At 68.0% G+C, this 19,333-nt stretch carries 16 protein-coding genes; 5 read left to right on the top strand and 11 right to left on the bottom strand.

Annotation, left to right across the window (positions count from 1 at the left end; all coding sequences use genetic code 11):
• Positions 1-25: 25 nt before the first annotated feature.
• Together ACFOWB_RS05575 and ACFOWB_RS05570 are read right to left on the bottom strand one after the other, a co-directional pair.
• Positions 26-787 (bottom strand): tRNA1(Val) (adenine(37)-N6)-methyltransferase, encoded by a 762-nt coding sequence (locus tag ACFOWB_RS05575; protein ID WP_378146154.1) that lies wholly within the window; start codon positions 785-787, stop codon positions 26-28.
• Between the two features lie 23 nt (positions 788-810).
• Positions 811-1,041, bottom strand: coding sequence for a putative signal transducing protein (locus ACFOWB_RS05570; RefSeq protein ID WP_261404237.1), 231 nt, complete (start codon positions 1,039-1,041; stop codon positions 811-813).
• Between the two features lie 345 nt (positions 1,042-1,386).
• On the opposite strand from ACFOWB_RS05570, the gene ACFOWB_RS05565 reads away from it, so the two are divergent.
• From ACFOWB_RS05565 to ACFOWB_RS05545, 5 genes are all read left to right on the top strand, one after another.
• A complete protein-coding gene (locus ACFOWB_RS05565; RefSeq protein WP_261404238.1) occupies positions 1,387-2,409 on the top strand; it encodes a polyprenyl synthetase family protein in 1,023 nt (340 codons plus the stop codon).
• Between the two features lie 208 nt (positions 2,410-2,617).
• Positions 2,618-2,893, top strand: coding sequence for a hypothetical protein (locus ACFOWB_RS05560; protein ID WP_261404239.1), 276 nt, complete (start codon positions 2,618-2,620; stop codon positions 2,891-2,893).
• 111 nt (positions 2,894-3,004) lie between these two features.
• Positions 3,005-3,727: an AzlC family ABC transporter permease gene (locus ACFOWB_RS05555; protein WP_378146150.1), complete on the top strand. Its 723-nt coding sequence runs from the start codon at positions 3,005-3,007 to the stop codon at positions 3,725-3,727.
• A complete protein-coding gene (locus tag ACFOWB_RS05550) occupies positions 3,724-4,020 on the top strand; it encodes an AzlD family protein (RefSeq protein WP_261404240.1) in 297 nt (98 codons plus the stop codon). Before ACFOWB_RS05555 ends, ACFOWB_RS05550 begins: the two co-directional genes overlap by 4 nt.
• 109 nt (positions 4,021-4,129) lie before the next feature.
• Positions 4,130-5,374 carry a DUF4263 domain-containing protein gene (locus tag ACFOWB_RS05545; protein ID WP_261404241.1) on the top strand — a complete coding sequence of 415 codons (1,245 nt, stop codon included), beginning with the start codon at positions 4,130-4,132 and terminating at the stop codon, positions 5,372-5,374.
• Between the two features lie 66 nt (positions 5,375-5,440).
• Here ACFOWB_RS05545 and ACFOWB_RS05540 read toward each other — a convergent pair whose 3' ends face one another.
• The 9 genes from ACFOWB_RS05540 to ACFOWB_RS05500 form a co-directional block, all read right to left on the bottom strand.
• Positions 5,441-7,570 carry a molybdopterin-containing oxidoreductase family protein gene (locus ACFOWB_RS05540; RefSeq protein WP_378146147.1) on the bottom strand — a complete coding sequence of 710 codons (2,130 nt, stop codon included), beginning with the start codon at positions 7,568-7,570 and terminating at the stop codon, positions 5,441-5,443.
• Positions 7,571-7,713: 143 nt separating this feature from the next.
• The gene (locus tag ACFOWB_RS05535; RefSeq protein ID WP_261404242.1) at positions 7,714-8,634 is read right to left on the bottom strand and encodes a LysR family transcriptional regulator; all 921 of its coding nucleotides are present in this window, start codon (positions 8,632-8,634) and stop codon (positions 7,714-7,716) included.
• Complete coding sequence (locus ACFOWB_RS05530; protein WP_378146145.1) at positions 8,631-10,400, bottom strand: SulP family inorganic anion transporter; 1,770 nt, start codon at positions 10,398-10,400, stop codon at positions 8,631-8,633. The genes ACFOWB_RS05535 and ACFOWB_RS05530 overlap by 4 nt, the downstream gene beginning before the upstream one ends.
• A 182-nt stretch (positions 10,401-10,582) precedes the next feature.
• Complete coding sequence (locus tag ACFOWB_RS05525; RefSeq protein WP_261404245.1) at positions 10,583-11,914, bottom strand: O-antigen ligase family protein; 1,332 nt, start codon at positions 11,912-11,914, stop codon at positions 10,583-10,585.
• 131 nt (positions 11,915-12,045) lie between these two features.
• On the bottom strand, positions 12,046-14,241 hold the full coding sequence (locus tag ACFOWB_RS05520) for a glycoside hydrolase (protein ID WP_261404246.1): 2,196 nt from the start codon (positions 14,239-14,241) through the stop codon (positions 12,046-12,048).
• 39 nt (positions 14,242-14,280) lie between these two features.
• Positions 14,281-15,405, bottom strand: a complete 1,125-nt coding sequence (locus ACFOWB_RS05515) for a glycosyltransferase family 4 protein (RefSeq protein ID WP_378146142.1) — start codon at positions 15,403-15,405, stop codon at positions 14,281-14,283.
• Positions 15,402-16,634 carry a glycosyltransferase family 4 protein gene (locus tag ACFOWB_RS05510; RefSeq protein ID WP_261404247.1) on the bottom strand — a complete coding sequence of 411 codons (1,233 nt, stop codon included), beginning with the start codon at positions 16,632-16,634 and terminating at the stop codon, positions 15,402-15,404. Before ACFOWB_RS05510 ends, ACFOWB_RS05515 begins: the two co-directional genes overlap by 4 nt.
• Positions 16,631-17,389: a polysaccharide deacetylase family protein gene (locus ACFOWB_RS05505; RefSeq protein ID WP_378146140.1), complete on the bottom strand. Its 759-nt coding sequence runs from the start codon at positions 17,387-17,389 to the stop codon at positions 16,631-16,633. The genes ACFOWB_RS05510 and ACFOWB_RS05505 overlap by 4 nt, the downstream gene beginning before the upstream one ends.
• Before the next feature lie 157 nt (positions 17,390-17,546).
• A complete protein-coding gene (locus tag ACFOWB_RS05500) occupies positions 17,547-19,250 on the bottom strand; it encodes a GumC family protein (protein WP_378146138.1) in 1,704 nt (567 codons plus the stop codon).
• Between the last annotated feature and the right edge of the window lie 83 nt (positions 19,251-19,333).

Here is a 19,333-nt window from a genome sequence, read left to right as displayed (position 1 = left end):
GGCGCCGGCCCTTTTCCGTGTCCGCTCAGCCGGTCAGCTCCACGACGCTCTCGCCGCGCTGGGCGGCGTCCGCCTCGGGCGTGAAACGGCCGTCCGGCCCGTGGAGGGCGAACGGCGCGAGCAAACCGAGCGGCCCGCGTCCGCCCTTGCGGCCCGCGACCAGCAGCCTCGCGGCCGGCGCGTCGGCGCGCGGCTGGATCGGCTTGATCCGGAGGTCGCCGAAGCCGCGCCCGAGCCCGGACAGGATGTCGCCGAGCGCCTGCGGACGGTGGATCGCGACGAACGCGCCGCCGGGCCTCAGCACCCTCAGGGCAGCCTCGGCCCATTGCGCGAACAGGCCGTCGTCCTGATGCGCGAGCGCCTTCGCCGGATCGGGCGAAGCGCGAAAGCGCGAAGCGTCGTCGAAGGGCGGGTTCGCCGCGACGAGGTCGAAGGCGCCCTCGGCGATCTCCTGCGGCGCGCCCGGCCGGCAGAGATCCGCGACGTCGCAGACGCAGGATCTCGCCGCCTCCGCAAGGCCGTTGCGCGCCGCGTTCTGGGACGCGATCGCCGCGAGCGTCGGGTCGATCTCGACCAGCGCGACCCTCGCCGCGCCCGTCGCCGCGAGGCCGAGCCCGACCGGGCCGACGCCTGCCCCGAAATCCGCGACCACGGCGCCCTCGACCATCAGCGAGCGCGCGGCCGCGACCAGCAGCGCGGCGTCGCCGCCGAAGCGGTGTCCGCGTCTGGGCTGGAGCAGGCGCAGCCGCCCGCCCAGAAATCCGTCGTCGCTGACCTCTTCGTTCATGACGCCTCGCCGGGCCTATCCGATCACGGGGTCTCGGGCCTGAGCTCATGCGCGATCCCGCGCTCGCCGAGCGCCTTGCGCGCCTCCGCCGCGTCCGCTTCCGGCACCAGCACGCGGGCCGCCAGAATCCCGAGCGAGCCCTCCAGCACGCTCATGTTGTTGTCCACCACGATGAACTCGATCCCCTCGTCCTCGAGCGCCGCGCGCACGAAGGAGAGCAGGACGAGGTCGTTGGTGCGGATCAGCTCATGCACGGCGAGGCGGCCTTTCGCGGCGGGTCGGGAAACGTGGTTAGCAAAGCTTCATCGATAAGGCGAAAAAGGCCCCATATCGGCCCAACTTCGGCCCGCCGACGCAGGCATTTAGATCGCCGTCGCCGCATGAAGTCGAGGGAGCCCAAAATGCGAACCGAGCTCGCCGCCCTGCTGTTCGCCCTGCTCCTCCTCGTGCTCGCCTCCGAAAAGCTGCTCGCCGCCCGCGCGCTGATCGGCGGCTGACGCGGGCCCCAGCTCCGCCCCCTCCTTTCCGGCTTGCTCCTTGATGGGGCGGTCGATACGGTCCGGCCCTCGTGAGGGGCCGGCCTGAAGGAGCGGCGAGGTTTGGGCGTAGTCGCATCATTTGAGAAGCGTCCGCCGGCGGACGGCGCCGCGGGCATCGAGCCGCTGGTCGCGCTCGTCGCGCCGGGCATGGAGCGCGTCAACGCCTTCATCCTGTCGCGCACCGGCTCGAGCGTGACGATGATCCCCGAGGTCGCCAACCACCTGATCTCCTCGGGCGGAAAACGCCTGCGGCCGATGCTGACGCTCGCGACCGCCTCGCTCTGCGGCTATGAGGGCGACGGCGACGTGCGCCTCGCCGCGGCCGTCGAATTCATGCACACCGCCACGCTCCTCCACGACGACGTCGTCGACGACAGCGACATGCGGCGCGGCAAGCTCGCGGCCAGAAAACTCTGGGGCAACGAGGCGAGCGTCCTGGTCGGCGACTTCCTGCTCGGCCAGGCCTTCAAGATGATGGTCGAGGTCGGCAGCCTCGAGGCGCTGCGCATTCTCTCCGAAGCCGCCGCCGTCATCGCCGAAGGCGAGGTGATGCAGCTCTCCGCCGCCAAGAACACCGCGACGACCGAGGACGACTATCTCGCGGTGGTGCGCGGCAAGACCGCCGAACTCTTCGCGGCCGCCTGCGAGGTCGGGCCGGTGATCGCCGGCCGCCCGAAGGAGGAGCAGGCCGCCGCCCGCTCCTACGGCATGAATCTCGGCGTCGCGTTCCAGCTCGTCGACGACGCGCTCGACTATGGCGGGCGCGAAGCCAAGCTCGGCAAGAAGGTCGGCGACGATTTTCGCGAGGGCAAGATCACGCTGCCCGTCGTGCTGGCCTATCGCCGGGGAGACGCGCAGGAGCGGGCCTTCTGGAAGCGCACGCTCGAAAACGGCGAGGCCGACGACGCCGATCTCCAGGAGGCGATCCGCCTTCTCGGCAAGCACGGCGCGATCGACGACACGATCGCGCGCGCGCGCCATTACGGCGCGATCGCCCGCGACGCGCTCGGCCTCTTCCGCGAGAAGCCGGAGGCCCGCGCGCTGATCGACGTGGTCGAGTTCGTCACCGCCCGCGCGCATTGAGGGCGATGGACGTCACCCCGGGCGGCCGAAGCCGGGCCGGGATCGCGCGCCGACAGAGCGCCTGAACCTCCGCCGTCATCCCAGGGCTTGACCCGGGAGCCGGAAACGCGGACGTCAGCGAAACCGCGCGAGCCTCGCGGCTCCGGATCCGGGCTCTTCGGCCAGGATGACCGGCGCAGGCTCGCGCGCTTCGAGAAAGAGACGCCCCATGACGCCCGCCGAATATCGCGCCGCCCTCCAGGAGGTCGGCCTGTCGCTCGCCTCCGCCAGCAAGTTCTTCCAGACCGACGAGCGCACCACGCGCCGCTGGGCGAGCGACGAGGACCGCAAGGACGCGCCCCGCGCCGTCGCCATGACGCTGCGGCTGATGGCGAAATACGGCCTCACGCCCAACGACGTCACGCTGATGATGCATGAGGCCGAAGAGGCCGCCGACCAGGCGGAAGGCGCGGGCCAAGAACCGGCCGAAGACGCCAAGGGCTGAGGTCTCCCGCGCCTCCTCCGCTCCCCTCCCCGCCAGGGGGAGGGGAAGTCCCGCACAGGGTGTCCTTCCGGCCAACGGAGCGCTAAACCGCCCTTCCCGCCGGAGTTCCGCATGCCCTCCCCCTCGCCCATGCGCGCCGACGATGCGCCAAGCCCCGTGCTGCGCGGCCTGAAGGACAGCCTGCCGGTCGTCACCGCCATGGCGCCCTTCGGCATGCTGTTCGGCGCGCTCGGCGTCGCGAACGGCCTCACGCCGCTCGAGGCGACGCTCATGAGCGCCGCGGTGCTCGGCGGCGCGAGCCAGATGGTGGGCGTCGAGCTCTTCGGCCAAAAAGCCCATCCGGCGCTGATCGTGCTCGCGATCTTCGCCGTGAACTTCCGCCACGTGCTCTATTCGGCCGCGATCGGCCGGCGCATCGCGCACTGGCCGAAGCTCCGGCAAGCCGCCGCCTTCTTCCTGCTGACCGACCCGGTCTATGCGGAAGGAGAGCGCAAGGCCGGCGCGGGGCTTCCGGTCGAGCCCGGCTGGTATTTCGCCATGGGCCTCTCGCTCTGGGCCTGCTGGACGGCGCAGACGGCGGTCGGCGCCGCGTTCGGCGGGCTGATCAAGGACCCGCACGCGCTCGGCCTCGACTTCCTGCTGCCGATCTACTTCCTCGGCCTCGTGATGGGCTTTCGCGACCGCCCGCTCTGGGGGCCGGTGATGCTTGCAAGCGCCGCCGCCTCGATGCTCGCCTACAGATATGTCGGCTCGCCCTGGCACGTCTCGATCGGGGGCCTGGCCGGCGTCGCGCTCGCCGCGCTCTGGCCTCCCCGCAAGGACGGCGCGCGATGACGCAGACCCTCTGGATCATCCTGGCGGGCGCGGTCGTCACCTATCTCACGCGGATCGGCGGCCATCTGGCGCTGTCGCGCCTCGAGCGCGTGCCGCCGCGCCTCGAAGCCGCGCTCGACGCCGTCCCCGCCGCGGTTCTGACGACGCTGGTGGCGCCAGCGCTGACCACCGCCGGCCCGCTGGAGTTCTGCGCGATCATCGTGGCCGCGCTGGTGGCGTTGCGCGCGGGGCTAATGACGATGTTCTTCGCAGGCGCCGCGGTGCTGGTGGCGGGGCGGTGGCTGATGGGGTGATCGGTTCAGAGCTTTTGTAATCATGACATTGGAACGGCCACTAATGGTGGCGTTGGCGAACTGACTTCATGTTAATGACCAATCGCGAAAAACTCTCCGGAGCAGCTCTATGGATGAAAGTGATAAGGATAAATTCGACAGAGATCTAACAATATGGCCAACGGTAAATGGTTTCCTTGAAGCTCTCGCAAAGCGCTATTGGGGTCCCTTACGCAAGAAGGTGGAGGCTGACCCAAGATTAAGGGGGTCCGTAACTGGATTTCTTGTTAACTTCAAAGAGATTGCAGTTTATGTCGGCAGGACTCATATTGCGATCGAGTACCTAGGTTCTGAATTATTTGACGAGATGCCTGACGGTATAAATATGAACGTGAAATGTTTTGACCTTATTGATGACAAAGGAAATCTCCTCGAAAAGATCATAGGATTTGGATCAGACTCGACGGTCGATTTTGAACTCAAGATGCCAACATTTTCTCAAGATTATATTTGGCCAACTAATAGAGGACACGATAAGTTATACGAATTGGGGTGGAATTTTGCCGCACAAGAGAGCATCATAAGTCTTAATGCACCTAAACCGGTTCTAGAGCCCGGCCATTTTTGTCGAATAGTGAATGGCAGATTTTTCGATGCAAATGATGCTGGATTAATTACTAGACATATTAAATGGCTTGATGCGCTTCCCATTTCTATCGAAGATAGAGATGACGATTATTATAATATAAAACTCAATTTAGGTCCGCTGAATAAGCTGGTTGAGCATGATGCTGACTACAGATATCCACTTCCAACCGAATATAAGTATAGAAAATTGCCAATAATCAATCGCTTTATTGAGATTTGGGGAAATAGGGAAAATAGGGAAACAAAAATAACATCTTTTATTGCTCAAGATGAAAATAAGTTCCTAATAACGATGCGCTTTGGCGCAGCCGACGCGCACTCCGAACTCACCTGCGAGTGGCAGAGCGAGTCCAAGCCACCAATAAAGCCTGACTTTTTTGTGGTGCAACCTAATGGATTTGCAGATATAGTTGAATTCAAACTCCCGTATATTTCATCGAAGGGAGTGGTAGGTGAACTAAACAGGGAGAGTTTTGCATCTTGGTTAAACTCATATATTTCTCAGACAAGGGTTTATGCCTCCTATTTCGACGATCCTAACAATAGACGCTGGTTTGAAAATAGATATGGCTTCAGCGTTCTCAAACCGCGCAGATGGCTTGTTGTGGGTCGCAGGTCAGATTTCACACCTCAAATGTGGCGTGAAATAGCTTCAGACTATCGAGACCTTGAAATAATGAACTTTGATGATCTGGTCGACGGTGTCAGCATTCAGTTTTATAAATAAGCGCTCGGCATCGTCAAAAGACTAAGGCCCCACAATGGTGGGGCCTTTTTTCTTACCCCGCGGCGTTCAATTTGCCCGCGCGACCTCTACCAGATTGTCCGAGAACGTCGGCGAGTGCCCCATGTCGCCGAACTTCGGCGAGGAGATCGAGTTCACGGTGCCGTCGTTGAGCTGGCGCCAGTAGCCGAGCGTCGCCACCACGATGCCGTTCCGCACGTCGTCCGAGATCCGCGCCACGCCCTTGAAGGCGCCGCGGTCGTTCATGACCTTCACGCGGTCGCCGTCGAGGATGCCGCGGGCGTCGGCGTCGGCCTGGCTGATCAGCACGAACTGCTCGCCCTGCACCTGCTGCTTGTCCTTCATGTTGGCGTAGCAGCTGTTGAGGAAGGCGTGGCTCTTCGGGCTCACGATGTTGAGCGGGAAGCGCCTGGCGAGCTCGGGGTCGGCCGTGTGGCTCTCGCGCGCAGGCATGTAGTCGGGCAGCGGATCGAGGTCCTCGCCCGGCTGGAACGCCTCGTACATCTGCCGGAACGGCGGCGCGACGAAGTTCTTCGCGCCCTCGACCATGAACATGCATTTGCCCGTCGCGGTCGGGAAGTTTCCTTCCTTGTGCGGCGCGCGGTCGTCAGGGGTGCCGACCTTCAGGCGCCAGTAGCCGTGCTTCTTCATGTAGTCGAGGTCCGCGCCCTCGCAGGCCGGGGACGACCAGTCGACATAGCGCTCGAGGCACTCCGTGTCCGACCACTTGAAGTTCTCTTCCTCGAAGCCGAAGCGGGCCGCAAGGCGGCGGAAGATCTCGTTGTTGGGGATCGCCTCGCCGGGGCTGTCGGCGCATTTGGTGTTGTAGGTGAGGTAAAGGTGGCCCCAGGAGAGGATCATGTCCTCCATCTCGGCGCCCATCGAGGCCGGCAGCAGGATGTCGGCGTAGGACGCGGTGTCGGAGATGAAGTGTTCCGCCGAGACCATGAACAGGTCCTCGCGCATCAGGCCTTCGACGATCTTGTCGGTCTCGGGCGCCTGCGTCACCGGGTTCGAGTTCCAGCACATCAGCGACATGATCGGCGGGCCGTCGGAGAGCCCCTCGCCGAGCAGCGCGCGGCCGATCTGGAGGTTCGAGATCACGCGCGTGCCCTCGGGGATGAGGTCGGGCCGGCAGATCACGTCGAACTTGTAGGGATGCTCCCAGACCGGGAACTGGGTGACGCCGCCGCCGACATGCCGCCAGGCGCCGGTAAGGCCGGGGATGCAGGAGACCGCGCGGATGGTCTGGCCGCCGCCATAGTGCCGCTCGAGCGCGACGCCCATGCGGATCGCCGCCGGCTGTTCGGTCGCGAGCTCATAGGCGAGTTTTCTGATGTCGGCCGCCGGGACGCCGGTGATCTCTTCCGCCCATTCGGGCGTGCGGGTCGCGGCGCGCTCCTTCAGCTCCTCGAAGCCGACCGTGTAGTTGTCGACATAATCTTGGTCGACGAGCCCCTGTTCGATGATCGAGTTGATGATCGCCATGGCGAGCGCGCCATCGGTGCCGGGCTTGGGGCAGATGTGCCAGTCGGCGCTCTTGGCCGTGCGGGACGCATAGGCGTCGATCACCACGACCTTGGCGCCCTTCTTCTGCGCGTCGCGGACGATCGCCCAGTGGTGCAGGTTCGTGGAGACCGAGTTGCACGCCCAGATGACGATGTATTTCGAGTGGATGTAGCTTTCCGGATCGAGGCCGGCGGTCGGCCCGAGCGTCAGCAGCCAGGCGGTGCAGGAGCCCTCGCCGCAGAAGGTGCGCTCCATCACCGAGGCGCCGAGCCGGTTGAAGAAGGCGTCGCCGCCGTTGAGGCCGTGCACCAGCCCCTGATGGCCGAGATAGCTGTAGGGCGCGATCGCCTGCGGCCCGTGTTTCTCGATGATGTCGGTCCAGCGCTCCACGATCGTGCCGAGCGCCTCGTCCCACGAGATCCGCTCGAACTGCTTGGAGCCCTTCGGGCCGACCCGCTTCATCGGGTAGAGCAGCCGGTCGGGGTGGTAGTGGCGCTCCTCGTAGTTCTTGACCTTCACGCAGAGGCCGCCGCGCGTCATCGGGTGGTCCGGATTGCCGCGCACGCTCAGGAGCTTGCCGTCGTCGACCTCGAACAGCATGGAGCAGGTGTCGGGGCAGTCGTGCGGGCAGGCGCCGAAAAAGGTTTCGGGCTTTGCGATCTCGTTCATGGCTCCCTCCGAAGCGTGACGGCTTTCGTCGACGCTCTTGTCACGGCCGGCCGACATCTCGGATCCGGCGCGCGCGGCGCTCTGGAGCTAGAAGAACTCAAATATCACGGCGACGTAAGCCCAATGTTCGTGCAACCAATGGGCTACAGGCTGGGCGCCGAAGCCGGCTTCGACGGCGCCTCGCCGATCTCGGCCATCATCTCCAGAAACGCCGTGCTGGCCTTGGTGACGTAGCGGTCGCGCCGGCGCAGCGCGAAGAAGCGGCGGTTGGGCAGCGCGAAGGCGGCCTCCGTCATCTTGCCCGAGGCGAGCGAGGCCGCGGCCACCATCCGCGACATGACCGCGGCTCCGGCCTCGGCTTCGACCGCCGCGCGAACCGCCTCGTTGGACGGGAACTCGATCGCGACGTCGAGCGCCCCGACGCCGACGCCCACCTCCGCGATCGCCGCTTCGAGCACCGCGCGGGTGCCTGATCCCGGCTCGCGCAGCACCCAGCGCGCTTTGACGAGGTCGACGCCCGTGAGCGTCCGCCCGTCGGCCCAGGGGTGGCCCGGACCGACCACCAGAACGATCTCGTCCTCGGCCACGGGCGTGGCCTCGAGCGCCGGCTCGTCGACCGCGCCCTCCACCACGCCGAGATCGGCCGCGCCGTCCATCACCGCCTCGGCCACGATCTCGGTGTTGGCGATGTCGAGCGTGACGGCCACGCCCGGGAACCGTTCCTGGAAGGCGTGGATCACCGCCGGCAGCCAGTAGCTCGCCACCGTCTGGCTCGCCGCGAGCGCGAGCCGGCCCTTCTTGAGGCCGGCGAGATCGCCGAGCACCGCCTCAGCGGCGGCGGCGCGCGCGAGCACGGCCCTCGCCTCGCCGAGGAAGACGCGGCCGGCGTCGGTGAGCGCGATGCGGCGGCCGATGCGGTCGAACAGCTTGGTGGCGTAGCGTCCCTCGAGCGTCGAGACCGCGGAGCTCACCGCCGACTGCGTCAGGCGCAGGTCGTGGGCCGCGCGGGTGACGTGCTCGCGCTCGGCGACGGCGACGAAGATGCGCAGCTGTTCGAGCGTCACCGCGTCCCCTCCCCGCGCGCGTCACCCACCGTCGCGGAGGCCGGCGCGGGGCCGCACTCCTTGAAGATGCGCGCCGTGCAGCCGGCGCAGATCGCCGGGTCGAGCTGGGAGAAGATCGTCGCGATCGCCTCGCGCTTGGAGTCGAACAGGTGGTCGCGACCGAGCCGCGTCAGGAAGCCGGACTTCTTCCAGGTCTCGATCACGGCGCTTCGCGGGCGATGGAAATAGAGGTCGCCGCCCGCCTGGCGCCGCCGGCTCGCCTCGAGCTCCCAGAGCTCGGCGCCCGCGATGTCGATGAAGTTCATGCTCTTGGCCATCACGAGCAGCCGCTTCTGGCCCGGCCTGCGCTGGCGCATCTCGTGCAGCCGGTCGCCGACATATTGCGCGGCGCCGAAATAGGCCGAGCCCTCGATGCGCACGAGTTTGAGCTGGGGGCACTCGACCGGCGCGGCGAGCTCGTCGAGCGGGGTGAGGCGCCCGGCCTCCGTGTCGCGGTCCGGCGCGAGCGCATGGATGCGCGGCCGGGACGTGCGGTGCAGATAGGCGAGCACCGACAGGCTGACGCCGGTCAGGATCGCGACATGGAACGGCGCGACCAGCATGGCGGCGAAGGTCGCGGCCGCAATGGCGAATTCGCCCCGGCTGATCCGCGCGATCTCGGCGAAACGCCGGGCGTCGAACAGGCTCCAGGCCGTGTAGGCGAGGAGCGCGGCGATCGCCGGCGCCGGCAGGCGCGTGAGCCAGGGGGCCGCCACCGCCACGAGCGCGATCAGGAAAAGCGCGGAGAACACCGCCGCGAGCGGCGAGCGGGCGCCGGCCTCGAAGTTCGGCACAGAACGGTTCAGCGAGCCGCAGGACAGATAGGCCGAGAAGAACCCGCCCGCGATGTTGGAGAGGCCTTGGCCGACGAATTCGCGGTTCACGTCGACGCGCTGGCCAGATCGCGCCGCGATGGCCTTCGCGATCGAGACCGACTGCCCGAGCGCGATGATGGCGAGCGCGCCCGCGATCGGCAGCAGTTCGCCGAGCCGCCCGAGCGGCGGGATCGGCAGGGTGAAGCCCGGCAGCGCGGCCGGGATCCCGCCGACGAGCGCGACGTCGGCGTCGCCCCACAGCCGCACGATCGCTTCCGAGAGCGCCCAGCCGGCCAGCAGCCCGCACAGCATGAAGGGCGCCGGCCGCACGAGACGCCGCACCAGGAACGTGACCGCGAGGGTGACGACGGCGATCGCGACGGCCGAGGGGTTGATGAGCCGCCAATAGGTGAACACCGCCTCGACGAGCCCGAAGGGCCCGTGGGCGTTGAGCTGGAGGCCGAGCAGTTCGGGCAGCGCGTAGCAGGCGATGAGCGCGGCCGCCCCGCTCGTGAAGCCGAGCAGCACGGAGGGCGACATGAAGTCGGTGACGAAGCCGAGGCGAAACGCGCCGACGGCGAGCTGGATGACGCCCACCATCGCGGTCACCGCAAGCACGAGCGCGACGTAATCCGGGGTTCCGACGAGCGCGAGCGGACTGAGCGCCGCGACGATCGCGAGCGAATTCGCGTTGGTGGGGCCCGACACGACGTGGAGGCTCGAGCCGAACACCGCCGCGACGATCGTCGGCACGATCGCGCTGAAGACGCCGTAGTGCGGCGGGAGCCCGGCGAGCGTCGCGAAGGCGAGCCCCTGCGGCAGCACGAGAAACGCGCCGAGCAGGCCCGCGAGCGCGTCGGCGCGGGCGGTGCGCGGCGTCACGGCCCGCCACCAGCCGGACGTCAGCCCCATGGGAGCAAGCCGACCGGCGCGGGCCGAACGGAGGCGTCGGCGGAGGGAACAATCAAACGGCGAGGCATTCAGCAGTTATAATTGGAATTACCTAACTGAACACAAGCGCGCATTCGTCTCCGCAGCCTTTGCGTTCAACGAATACCTATAAGATCGATCGGAATTACAGCACGCTGGCGCAATCATGCGGGGAGCGGCGGCGTCTCGGGTCGGTCGCTCACGACATCGGCGCGCGCCTGCAACCTGAGGCCGAACACCGCCACCATCATCATCACCCAGAGCGGGCTGCCCGACTGGAAGAACACGCTCTCCAGACAGGCCTGGAAGATGCCGTAGAGCCAGATGCGGATGAACAGCGTGGTGACGGCCGGATTGTTGTCGGTGCGCTTGGCGCGGGAGACGTCGCGCAGCGGCAGGACCAGGATCCAGGTCAGCGCGAGGATGAAGCCGGGGATGCCGGTCGTGAGCGCGAGGTCAAGAAAGCCGTTGTGGCCGTTGAAGGCCGCATAGGCCCAGTCGCGGCCGCGGCCGGCCTTGGCCAACATCTCGTCGGTCTGCCAGAAGCTCTGGAAGCCGTGGCCCGTCCACGGCTGCTCCGACAACGCCGCGAAGCCCACGCGCCAGACGTCGGATCGGTTGGTGAAGGTCGGGTCGATCCCGAGGCTCGTGACGAACTCGTTGATCGACGGATAGCCGGCCGAGCCGATGGCGATGAAGTTGAACAACGCCGCGCCGCCGAGCACGATCGGCGCGCGCGCGATCGGGAAGCGCTCGAAGATCCAGGCGATGATCAGCACCGCGGGCAGCGAGCCGGTCGCAGCCTTGCCGCCGGTGTGGGCGAGGAAGAACAGCGCGCCGACCACGAGGATCGCGCCGCGGATCTTCATGCCCATCCGCCATGTGAACATGCCGACGAAGGCCGCCAGCACCATCATGGCGGCCGCGACGTTCTTGTGCATGAAGTGGCCGCGCCAGAGGCCGGCGTTGATCGGCTCGCGGATCTCGTCGGCCTGGTGGATGGCGTAGCGCGGCATGAACGCGACGCCCCAGTAGGACAGCGCGAGCATCGCCAGGAACCCGAAGGCCATCAACCGCGCGAACTGGCCGTCGGTGCGCGGCAACAGCAGGAACACGCTGGCGTTGACGATGGTGAGCGTCGCGAGGATGACCTGTTTGACCGCGAGGCCCGCGTTCGACGAGATCACCGAGATCCCGACGAACCACAGCAGCATCATGAAGATGAGGATGCGCGGGCGCATGATCTCGCCGCGCATCGGCGACATGAGGCCCGCGATCCAGGTTGCGCCGGTCAGGCCGAGAAACACCAGCTGGTTGATGCGGTTCGACTTCTCGGCCGCGGCGTCCACCGAGGCGAGCGCCGTGAGGTCGGCGAAGGGCGTGGTGGTGATGAGATAGAATAGCAGCGTCGCGGCGAACAGGAACGCGCCGAAGCCGAAGCCTTCCGTGCTGGCGGCGGCCGGCGGCGAGATCGGCGGGCTGGCGGCGAGCGACATTGCTTCAGGTCCGGGGGCGGCGCGAAGCGCCCGACGGCGTGACTTTAGGGCCCGGCGAAGAAAGCTTGGTTAACAGCTTGCTTCGAAACGCAGACGATCGCTTTTGGCTGTCGTGACGGACGGGGGCCGGGTCACGCCCCTTCGGGCCGCTCGATCAGGAAGTAGGTCGTCGGGCCGTCTTGCGTGACGTTGGAGAGCCGGGTCGACAGCTCGCCGTCGCCGGCGGCCACGGGCGCGCCCACCGCGCCGTCGAGCCCGACGGGCGAAAGCAGCCATGCGCCCTTGCCCGCGAGCCTCACGTCGATCTCGCCGCGGCGGATCAGCACCGGCAGGCGGCCGAAATCCTCGATCGTCTTCTCCGCCGCGTCGCGGAAGCGCATGCCGGAGTTGCGGGCGTCGGTGGCGAAGATCACGAGCAGCTTCCGGCTTTTCGCGACGGGCTCGCCGTCGAGCGAGGAGACCGAGAACAGCGCGCCGACATCGGCCCTCGCCACCGTCAGCGGCCCGATGGAGACCGGCTCGTCGAGCGTCCCGAACGCGATCGCCTTGGTGTTCGGCGCGTCGAGCGTGATGCGGCCGCGGCCCTCGTTCAGCACGATCTCGCCGGTCTGACTGACGGTCCGGCCGGCGGCGGGATCGCCGGCGTCCTTCGGCAGCAGCCCCTTGGCCTTTAGCTCGCCGAAGATTTCGAGCGCCTGCCGCGGGTCGCGCGGCTGGCGCACCGCGAGCTCGCCGGGGGCGATCCTGTCGGCGTCCTTCAGGCCGATCTTCGCGACGAGCGCGAGGCGCGTCAGCGGATCGGCCTCGCGCGACTGCATGGAGTCGGTCAGATCCTGCTCGCCGCGCGCCGCGAAGGGCACGACGGTCTTGGCCTCCGCCACGTCGCCGCGGCGAAACAGCAGCGCCGCCAGCGTCTCGCCGGCGCGCGCCACCGGGTCGAGCGCGATCGCGTAGGGCAGCATCTGGCGCTTGTGGAGATAGGGCTCGCCATAGGCCAGGATGATCGGCCCGTGGGCGTGGCGGCAGATCGCGTCCCAGCCCTGGAGCGCGGCGTAGGCCGGGAACACGAGGCCCGCCTCATAGCGCGAGCGGCTCCAGAACAGGTGGTCGTACTCGGTGATGACGAAGGGCCGGTCGAGCCAGCGCCCGCCCGCCATGGCGCGGACATAGAACGCGCCGTCGCCGATCGAGCTCACCTGACCGATCTTCGAGCCCGGCTGATAGCCCCCGACCCAGTCCTGATAGGCGTTGAGCGCGACGGCGTCCTGGTTCCGGCGCGAGAGCGCGGTCTGCAGGCTCGGCCAGTTGTTGTAAGGCGCGATCGGGCCGGAATAGCCGAGGTCCCGGATCACGCGGGTCATGCGCGCCGCGGCCTTGGTCTCGACGTCGACCAGAAACGCCTGGAAGTCGCGCATGCGCGCGCTCTTCTCGTAGCGGCTCGTCGGCAGGTCGATCGCGCCCGTCTCCAGCTTCTGGCCGGCGCCGAGCCCGCCCCACGCGGTCGACAGCGCATCCGTGGTCCGGTAACGCGCGCGCAGCCAGCCGTTCCATTTCGGCTCGAGCAGCGGGGAATAATGCGGGACGCCGGCTTTTTCGCGCAGGATGCTGTCGAACTCGACGCCGCCCTCGTTGACCGGCACCACCAGGGTCAGCGCCGGATCGTCAATCGGACGCTTGCCGGTGTAAGGATTGAGGCTCCCGAGCGTCATCGTGACGAGCCGGCGCCAGTGCTCGAAGGCGTCGTCGTCGACGAGAACGCGCAGCTTGAGGTCCGAGGACGGATCCCAGCGGTCGTCGAAGCCGCCATAGCCGCCGCGCCAGGAGGTGAGGCCGTCGAGGATCCAGCTGATCCCGTTCTTCTTCAGCGCCGCCATCAGGTAGTTGACGCGGTCGAGCGTGTCCGGGTCGAAATCGAAGTCGCGCTTGCGGCCGAACATCAGCGCGGCGTCGACGAAGTGGAAGCGCGCGAGATCATAGCCGTGGCGCTTCAGCTGGAGCGCGTAGCGGTCGGCGGTCGGCTTGTCGGGAAAGCCTCCGGAGGCCGGGCTCCAGGCGAGCGAGGCGCACATCATCCGGGCGGGCGCCTCCGGCGCGTCGGCGCGCGCGAACCGGCCTTGGGCGTTTACGAGGATGCGGTTCGAGGCCTCGACCGGCGGGCTCTTCAGGATGCGGGAGAAATCCAGCGGGCTGCCGGCCGCGACCTCGAGATTGGTTTCGCGGACAGGAACCCAGTCGTTGGAGGCCGACGTCGCGGGCGGCGCGACGTCGAACGCCGCGAGCGCGACGAGCCCCCCTGCGACCACGACGAAGGCCAGCCAGCGGATCATCCTTGAGCTCCGGTCGGCGCCATGTGAGCGGGCGTGAGGCTAGCTCGCCCGCGCTTCGTCGTAGACCGCGATCGTGGCGTCGACCACCGGCCCCCAGCCATAGGCCTGCTCGGTCTCGACGATCCGAGCGGCGACCGCGGCGGGATCGGGCGGGGTGGTGAGCTTCTCGCGCATCGCGGCGGCGAGCCGGTCGACGTCGCCGAGCGGGAAATAGTCGTCGGGCGGCAGGCGCAGCGCAAGATTGGGCGAGATGTCGCTCGCCAGCACCGGCACGCCGAGCGCCAGCGCCTCGAGCAGCGCGATCGGCATGCCCTCATGGCTCGAAGGCAGCACGAACAGCGCCGCATGGCCGAAGAGCTGCGCGAGCTCCTCGTCCACCTTGAAGCCCGTCATCACGACGCCGGGCGTCGTCTTCGCCGCGGCCTCGACCCGGCGCAAATAGTCGCCGCCATGCTCGGCGTAGCCGACGAGCGCGAGCTTGAAACCGAGGTCGCCGAGCTTGGCGAAGGCCGCGATCAGGTCGAGCTGGCGCTTCTCCGGGACGATGCGCGCCACCATCACGACATAGCGCCCGGACTCGAGGCCGAAGGCCTGAAGCGCCGAGACGTCGTTGGGCTTGCCCGCGACGTCGACGCCGTTCGGGATGAAGCTGACCGGCTTGCCGTAGCGTCGCTCCGCATAGGTCGCGACTTCCTGCGAGATCGCGATGCGGCGGTTTGCGAAGCGCATGCCGAGCCGCTCGCCGAGGCGGAGCGCCGTCTTAGCGAACCGTCCCCATTTCTGCCGGTTGTAGTCGAAGCCGTGATGGGTGACGACGAGCTTCAACCCGAGCGCGCGCGCGACGGGCGCGGCGAGCGAGGGGCCGATGGCGTGGATGTGGACGACGTCCGGATTGAGCCGCCGCGCCGCCACCAGCCCGACGAGCGTGTGGCAGATGGCCTCGAGGCTCGTGCGCTTGGGGGCCCAGAGCGGCGTGACCTTGACGCCCTTCCAGACGCGCGGGCCGCCGGCCGGCAGATAGGGCGCGCGACCCAGCACCTCGACGTCCCAGCCGCGCTCGACCAGCCGCACGCTGAGCGCCTGGACATGGGTCTCGACCCCGCCCTGGACGTTCGGCAGGCCGCGCAGCCCGAGGAAGACGACCTTGGGCCGCGAGCCGCTCACGCCGCGACACCGAGGTCGCGGTAAAGCGCGAGAAGCCGGTCGCGATGCGCGTTCTGCGAGAAGTCGGCGAGCACCCATTCGCGGCCCGCCGCGCCCATGCGCCGGCGCTCTCCGGAGCGGAGCGCGGCCATGCGCGACATCGCGCCCGCGAGATCCTCGACGTCGCCGGAGCGCGCGAGCAATCCCGTCTCGCCCTCGCGGACGAGCTCGGGGATGCCGCCGATGCGGGCGCCCAGAATCGGCGTTCCGAGTCCGTAGGCTTCGAGCACGCTCATCGGCGCGTTCTCGTACCATTCGGAGGGAAGCACAAGCGCCCTCGATTCACCTATGAGTTGCAGAAGGGGTTGTCCCGAGACGTAGCCGAGGAACGTGACGGGCGCGTCGAGTTCGGCGGCGAGGCGCTTCAGCGCCGCCTCCTCCGGTCCCGTCCCTGCGATCATGACGCGTTCACCGGACATCGCGGCGGCGCGCACGAGCGTCGAAAGGCCCTTCTCATGGCCGAGACGGCCGGCGAAGACGAAATGGTCGCCCTCGTCCCAGTCTGAGCGCATGGCGGCGGCGTCGACGAAGTTCGGCACATAGGCGATGCGGGCCGGATCCCAGCCCCATTCGGCGAGCTTCTCGCGGTAGAAGCGGCTCGGCGCCACAACGCGGTCGACCTTGTCGCGGTAGAGGCCAAGCGCGCGATGCGTCATGGTCTCGACCATCACGAGGCCGCTCAGCGCGACCGAGCCCTTGATGCAGCGGTTGACCAGCACGTTGTGCACGCGCCCGCCCTTGCAGCGCTCGCAGACGCCGTCATGCGACAGCATCTTGTAGGCCGGGCAGGCGAGCTTGAGGTCGTGCGCCGTCATCACCGTCGGCACGCCGGCGCGCTTGAGCGTGTCGAAGATCGACGGCGAGATGTGGTGATAGACGTTGTGGGCGTGGGCGAGCGCCGGCGGGGCGCTCTCGATCAGCGCCTTCAGCTTCCGGCGCGCCTCGAACGAATAGATGATCTTGGCGGCTTGCGCGGCCTTGGTCAGCGGCCCGCTCTCGCGCCCGTATTCGATCTCGGACACGAAATAGCGGGCGTAGGCGCTGTTGTCGTTTTCGGGGTGCTGCATCGCGAAGGGCACGACGTCCCAGCCGATCTCCGAAAACATCCTCATCTGGTCGAGGAACACGGCCTCGGCCCCGCCCCGGCGATAGAAGTAGTTGTTGATGGCGAGGAGCCGCGGCGCGCTCACGCGGCGAGCCCCAGCCGGTTAAGCGCGGCGTCCACGGTCTCGACGACGCAGCCCTTGGCCACGGCATGGCCGACGAGGCGGTCGAGCGTCTCGGGGCGGCAACCGTAGTCGGTCGGAGTCTCGGCGACGTCGTGGGTGAAGAAGATCAGCCAGCCCGGCTCGCGCGCGACCTCCTCGATGCGCGCGGTCAGCGCGAGCGCGCTCTCTTCCGGCTGGCGGATCTCGACGGCGTTCAGGAAATTGAGGTCGGTCGGCCCGCGGTTGATCCTGTCGCCCGCCGCGCGGCAGGTGCGGTATCGCCGGCCGAGTTCGGGAAGCGCCGGGATCGAGCCCGCATTGTAAGGGAACGCGAAGTTGCGCCGCGCCCGCGCGCCCTCGATCTCCGCGAGATAGGCGGCGTTGCGGTCGAGGTCGGCGGCGAGCGCCGAAGGACCGAGCCGGCGGACGGCGTCATGCGCGTAGGTGTGGCAGCCGATCTCGTGGCCGCGCGCGGCGAGCTCTCGGCAGCCGTCGAGGTCGATCAGCGTCCGGCCCGGCTCGACGCGGCCGGCGAGACCGCCGGCGATGTAGAACGAGCCGCGCACGCCGTGCGCCTCGAGAATGCGGGCGCCGGCCGTCAGCGCGGTGTCGGGCACGTCGTCGAAGGTGAAGGAGACGATGGGGGTCGCGGTCGCGACGATCGCCGGCCGATAGGCCCTGAGCCGCAGCGCCTTGTTGGTCGCGCGGCCGTAGAGATCGTCGAGCTTTTCAATCATCCCCACGGCGTCGGGCCCAGTTCGAGCGGCCGAACCGCCTCGGCCCCTCGGATGAGAGGACGGCGGCCCGGGCCAAGCGTTATCGCGCCTGCAAGTTAAGATTGTCGCCTTGCGATCGCCGACAGACCGTTAAAATCGTCGCTATCGCGCTGACGCGTCAGGACTGTCGCAGCATCCGCCGATAGGCGCCGAGGAAGCCGAAGGCGAGCGCCAGCGCGACGCCGAAGCCGATCCCGAAGATCGCGCCGCCGGCCGCGAGATAGAGCGTGCGCGGCGGGTAGCTGCGGCGCTCCGGCGGAACCGCGGTCGAGATCACGCGCGTGTTCGTGGCGTCGACCTGCTCGCGCTGCGTCGCCTCGCCGGCGCGGGTGAGGAAGGCCTGATAGATCGAGCCCTTGGCCTGCGCGTCGCGCTCGAGCTCGCGCAGCTTCACCTGCGCCTCGTCGTCGACCGAGACCGAGCTGCGGGCCTTCTCGGTGTCCTTGGTCAGGATCTGGAGCGTCTGGCGCGACTGGTCGAGGTCGACCTTGGCCGCCGTCATCATGCGCTGGGTCTCGTTGTAGACCTCGCGCTCGATGGCCTTGAGCTGGGTGCGGATCGTGGTGAGCGCCGGGTGCCGCGGCCCGTAGGTCAGCGACATCGACTCAACCTGGCGCTTCAGCTCGGCGTATTGCACGCGCAGCTGCGTGAGCGTCGGAGACTGCAGCGAGCTCGACGGATCGAGCGCGCCTGCGCGCGCGGCCTCGGTGAGCTGGCGATAGCGCGAGGCGGCCTCGGTCTCGCGCGCCTGGGCGTCGATGAGCTTGGCGTTGATCTGCTGCATCGACTGGGTGCTGACGAGCGTGTTGGCGGCGCTCTGCTGCAGGTTGTTCTGGCGGCGGAAGGCCTGGACCTTGTCCTCGGCCGCCGACACCGCGGCCTTCAGGCCCGCGAGACGGTCGTTCAGCGTCTCGGCCGCCTGCGCCGCGCCGCTCGCCTCGCCGCGGGCGAGCTCCTGGCGGAACGCTTCGGCGAGCGCGTCGGCGACGCGCACCGACTTGTTCGGATCCCAGGTCCAGACCGCGGCGGTCACGAGATAGGAGCGGTCCTGCCGCCCGACCTTGATGCGGTCGGAGAGCTCGCGCATCACCGGAACGATCGGGTCCTCGGCCTCCTTCTTCGGCGCGAGCGCGGCGCGGATGTCCCACCATTTCGGCGGGGCGTTGAATTCGTCGTCATGGACGAGGTCGAGCTTCTCGGCGACGCGGCGCAGCACATTGCCCGACGTCATCACGCGCATGCGGCTCTCGACCTCGAGGATCTGCGCGTCGCTCTGCATGCCCTGGGCGTAAAGGTCGTTGCTCACGACCTGCAGGTTCGAGGGCGGAACCAGGATGTCGGTGTAGACCGTGTAGCGGGGCTGGGCGAGCATGCCGAAGGCCACGCCCGCAGCGAGGCCCGCAAGGCCGCCGAGCACGATCCAGCGCTTGCCCGCCAGGAGCCAGTCGACGACGTCGTCGGGCTCGATCTGCGGCAGGCGCACGAACTTCGTACGGGCGGGCGCGGCGGCGGGAGCCATCGCAGGAGCCGGGGCCGCGGCAGGCGCAGGAGCCGCTCTCGCCGCAGGCGCGGGCGCAGGCGTCTCGGCCTCGCGCCAGGCCGTGTCGGACCGCGCCTCGTCCTCGAACTCACGGACGCCGGGGCGGGCGGGATAAGGCTTGGGCGCATAGCGCTGGGAGCGGCCGGCGAAGCTCCAGCCGCGAGCGGCCTCGCGCGGAGCGACGGGGAGCGGTTCCGGCGCCGGGGCGCGCGGCTCCGGCGCGGGCGCGTGCTCGAACGCATCCCGCTTCGCGGCCCTTGCGGCGTCCCGCAGCGTATACATCCCGACGCGCTCTCCAGACCCTCGGAAGGCGCAGCCCAAGGGGCCTGCCCGCCGTCATCGAGACATGATCCTAAAAGAGGCAG

It is taken from the genome of Chenggangzhangella methanolivorans, assembly GCF_042648545.1.
Taxonomy (GTDB): domain Bacteria; phylum Pseudomonadota; class Alphaproteobacteria; order Rhizobiales; family Methylopilaceae; genus Methylopila; species Methylopila methanolivorans.
This window is presented reverse-complemented; position numbering and strand designations above follow the sequence as displayed.

Bases quoted from the DNA above. Each gene is read 5' to 3' on its own strand.
- ACFOWB_RS05575 (WP_378146154.1), bottom strand. From the start codon at position 787: ATGAACGAAGAGGTCAGCGACGACGGATTTCTGGGCGGGCGGCTGCGC.
- ACFOWB_RS05560 (WP_261404239.1), top strand. From the start codon at position 2,618: ATGACGCCCGCCGAATATCGCGCCGCCCTCCAGGAGGTCGGCCTGTCG.
- ACFOWB_RS05555 (WP_378146150.1), top strand. From the start codon at position 3,005: ATGCCCTCCCCCTCGCCCATGCGCGCCGACGATGCGCCAAGCCCCGTG.
- ACFOWB_RS05550 (WP_261404240.1), top strand. From the start codon at position 3,724: ATGACGCAGACCCTCTGGATCATCCTGGCGGGCGCGGTCGTCACCTAT.
- ACFOWB_RS05545 (WP_261404241.1), top strand. From the start codon at position 4,130: ATGGATGAAAGTGATAAGGATAAATTCGACAGAGATCTAACAATATGG.
- ACFOWB_RS05540 (WP_378146147.1), bottom strand. From the start codon at position 7,570: ATGAACGAGATCGCAAAGCCCGAAACCTTTTTCGGCGCCTGCCCGCAC.
- ACFOWB_RS05530 (WP_378146145.1), bottom strand. From the start codon at position 10,400: ATGGGGCTGACGTCCGGCTGGTGGCGGGCCGTGACGCCGCGCACCGCC.
- ACFOWB_RS05525 (WP_261404245.1), bottom strand. From the start codon at position 11,914: ATGTCGCTCGCCGCCAGCCCGCCGATCTCGCCGCCGGCCGCCGCCAGC.
- ACFOWB_RS05520 (WP_261404246.1), bottom strand. From the start codon at position 14,241: ATGATCCGCTGGCTGGCCTTCGTCGTGGTCGCAGGGGGGCTCGTCGCG.
- ACFOWB_RS05505 (WP_378146140.1), bottom strand. From the start codon at position 17,389: ATGATTGAAAAGCTCGACGATCTCTACGGCCGCGCGACCAACAAGGCG.
- ACFOWB_RS05500 (WP_378146138.1), bottom strand. From the start codon at position 19,250: ATGTATACGCTGCGGGACGCCGCAAGGGCCGCGAAGCGGGATGCGTTC.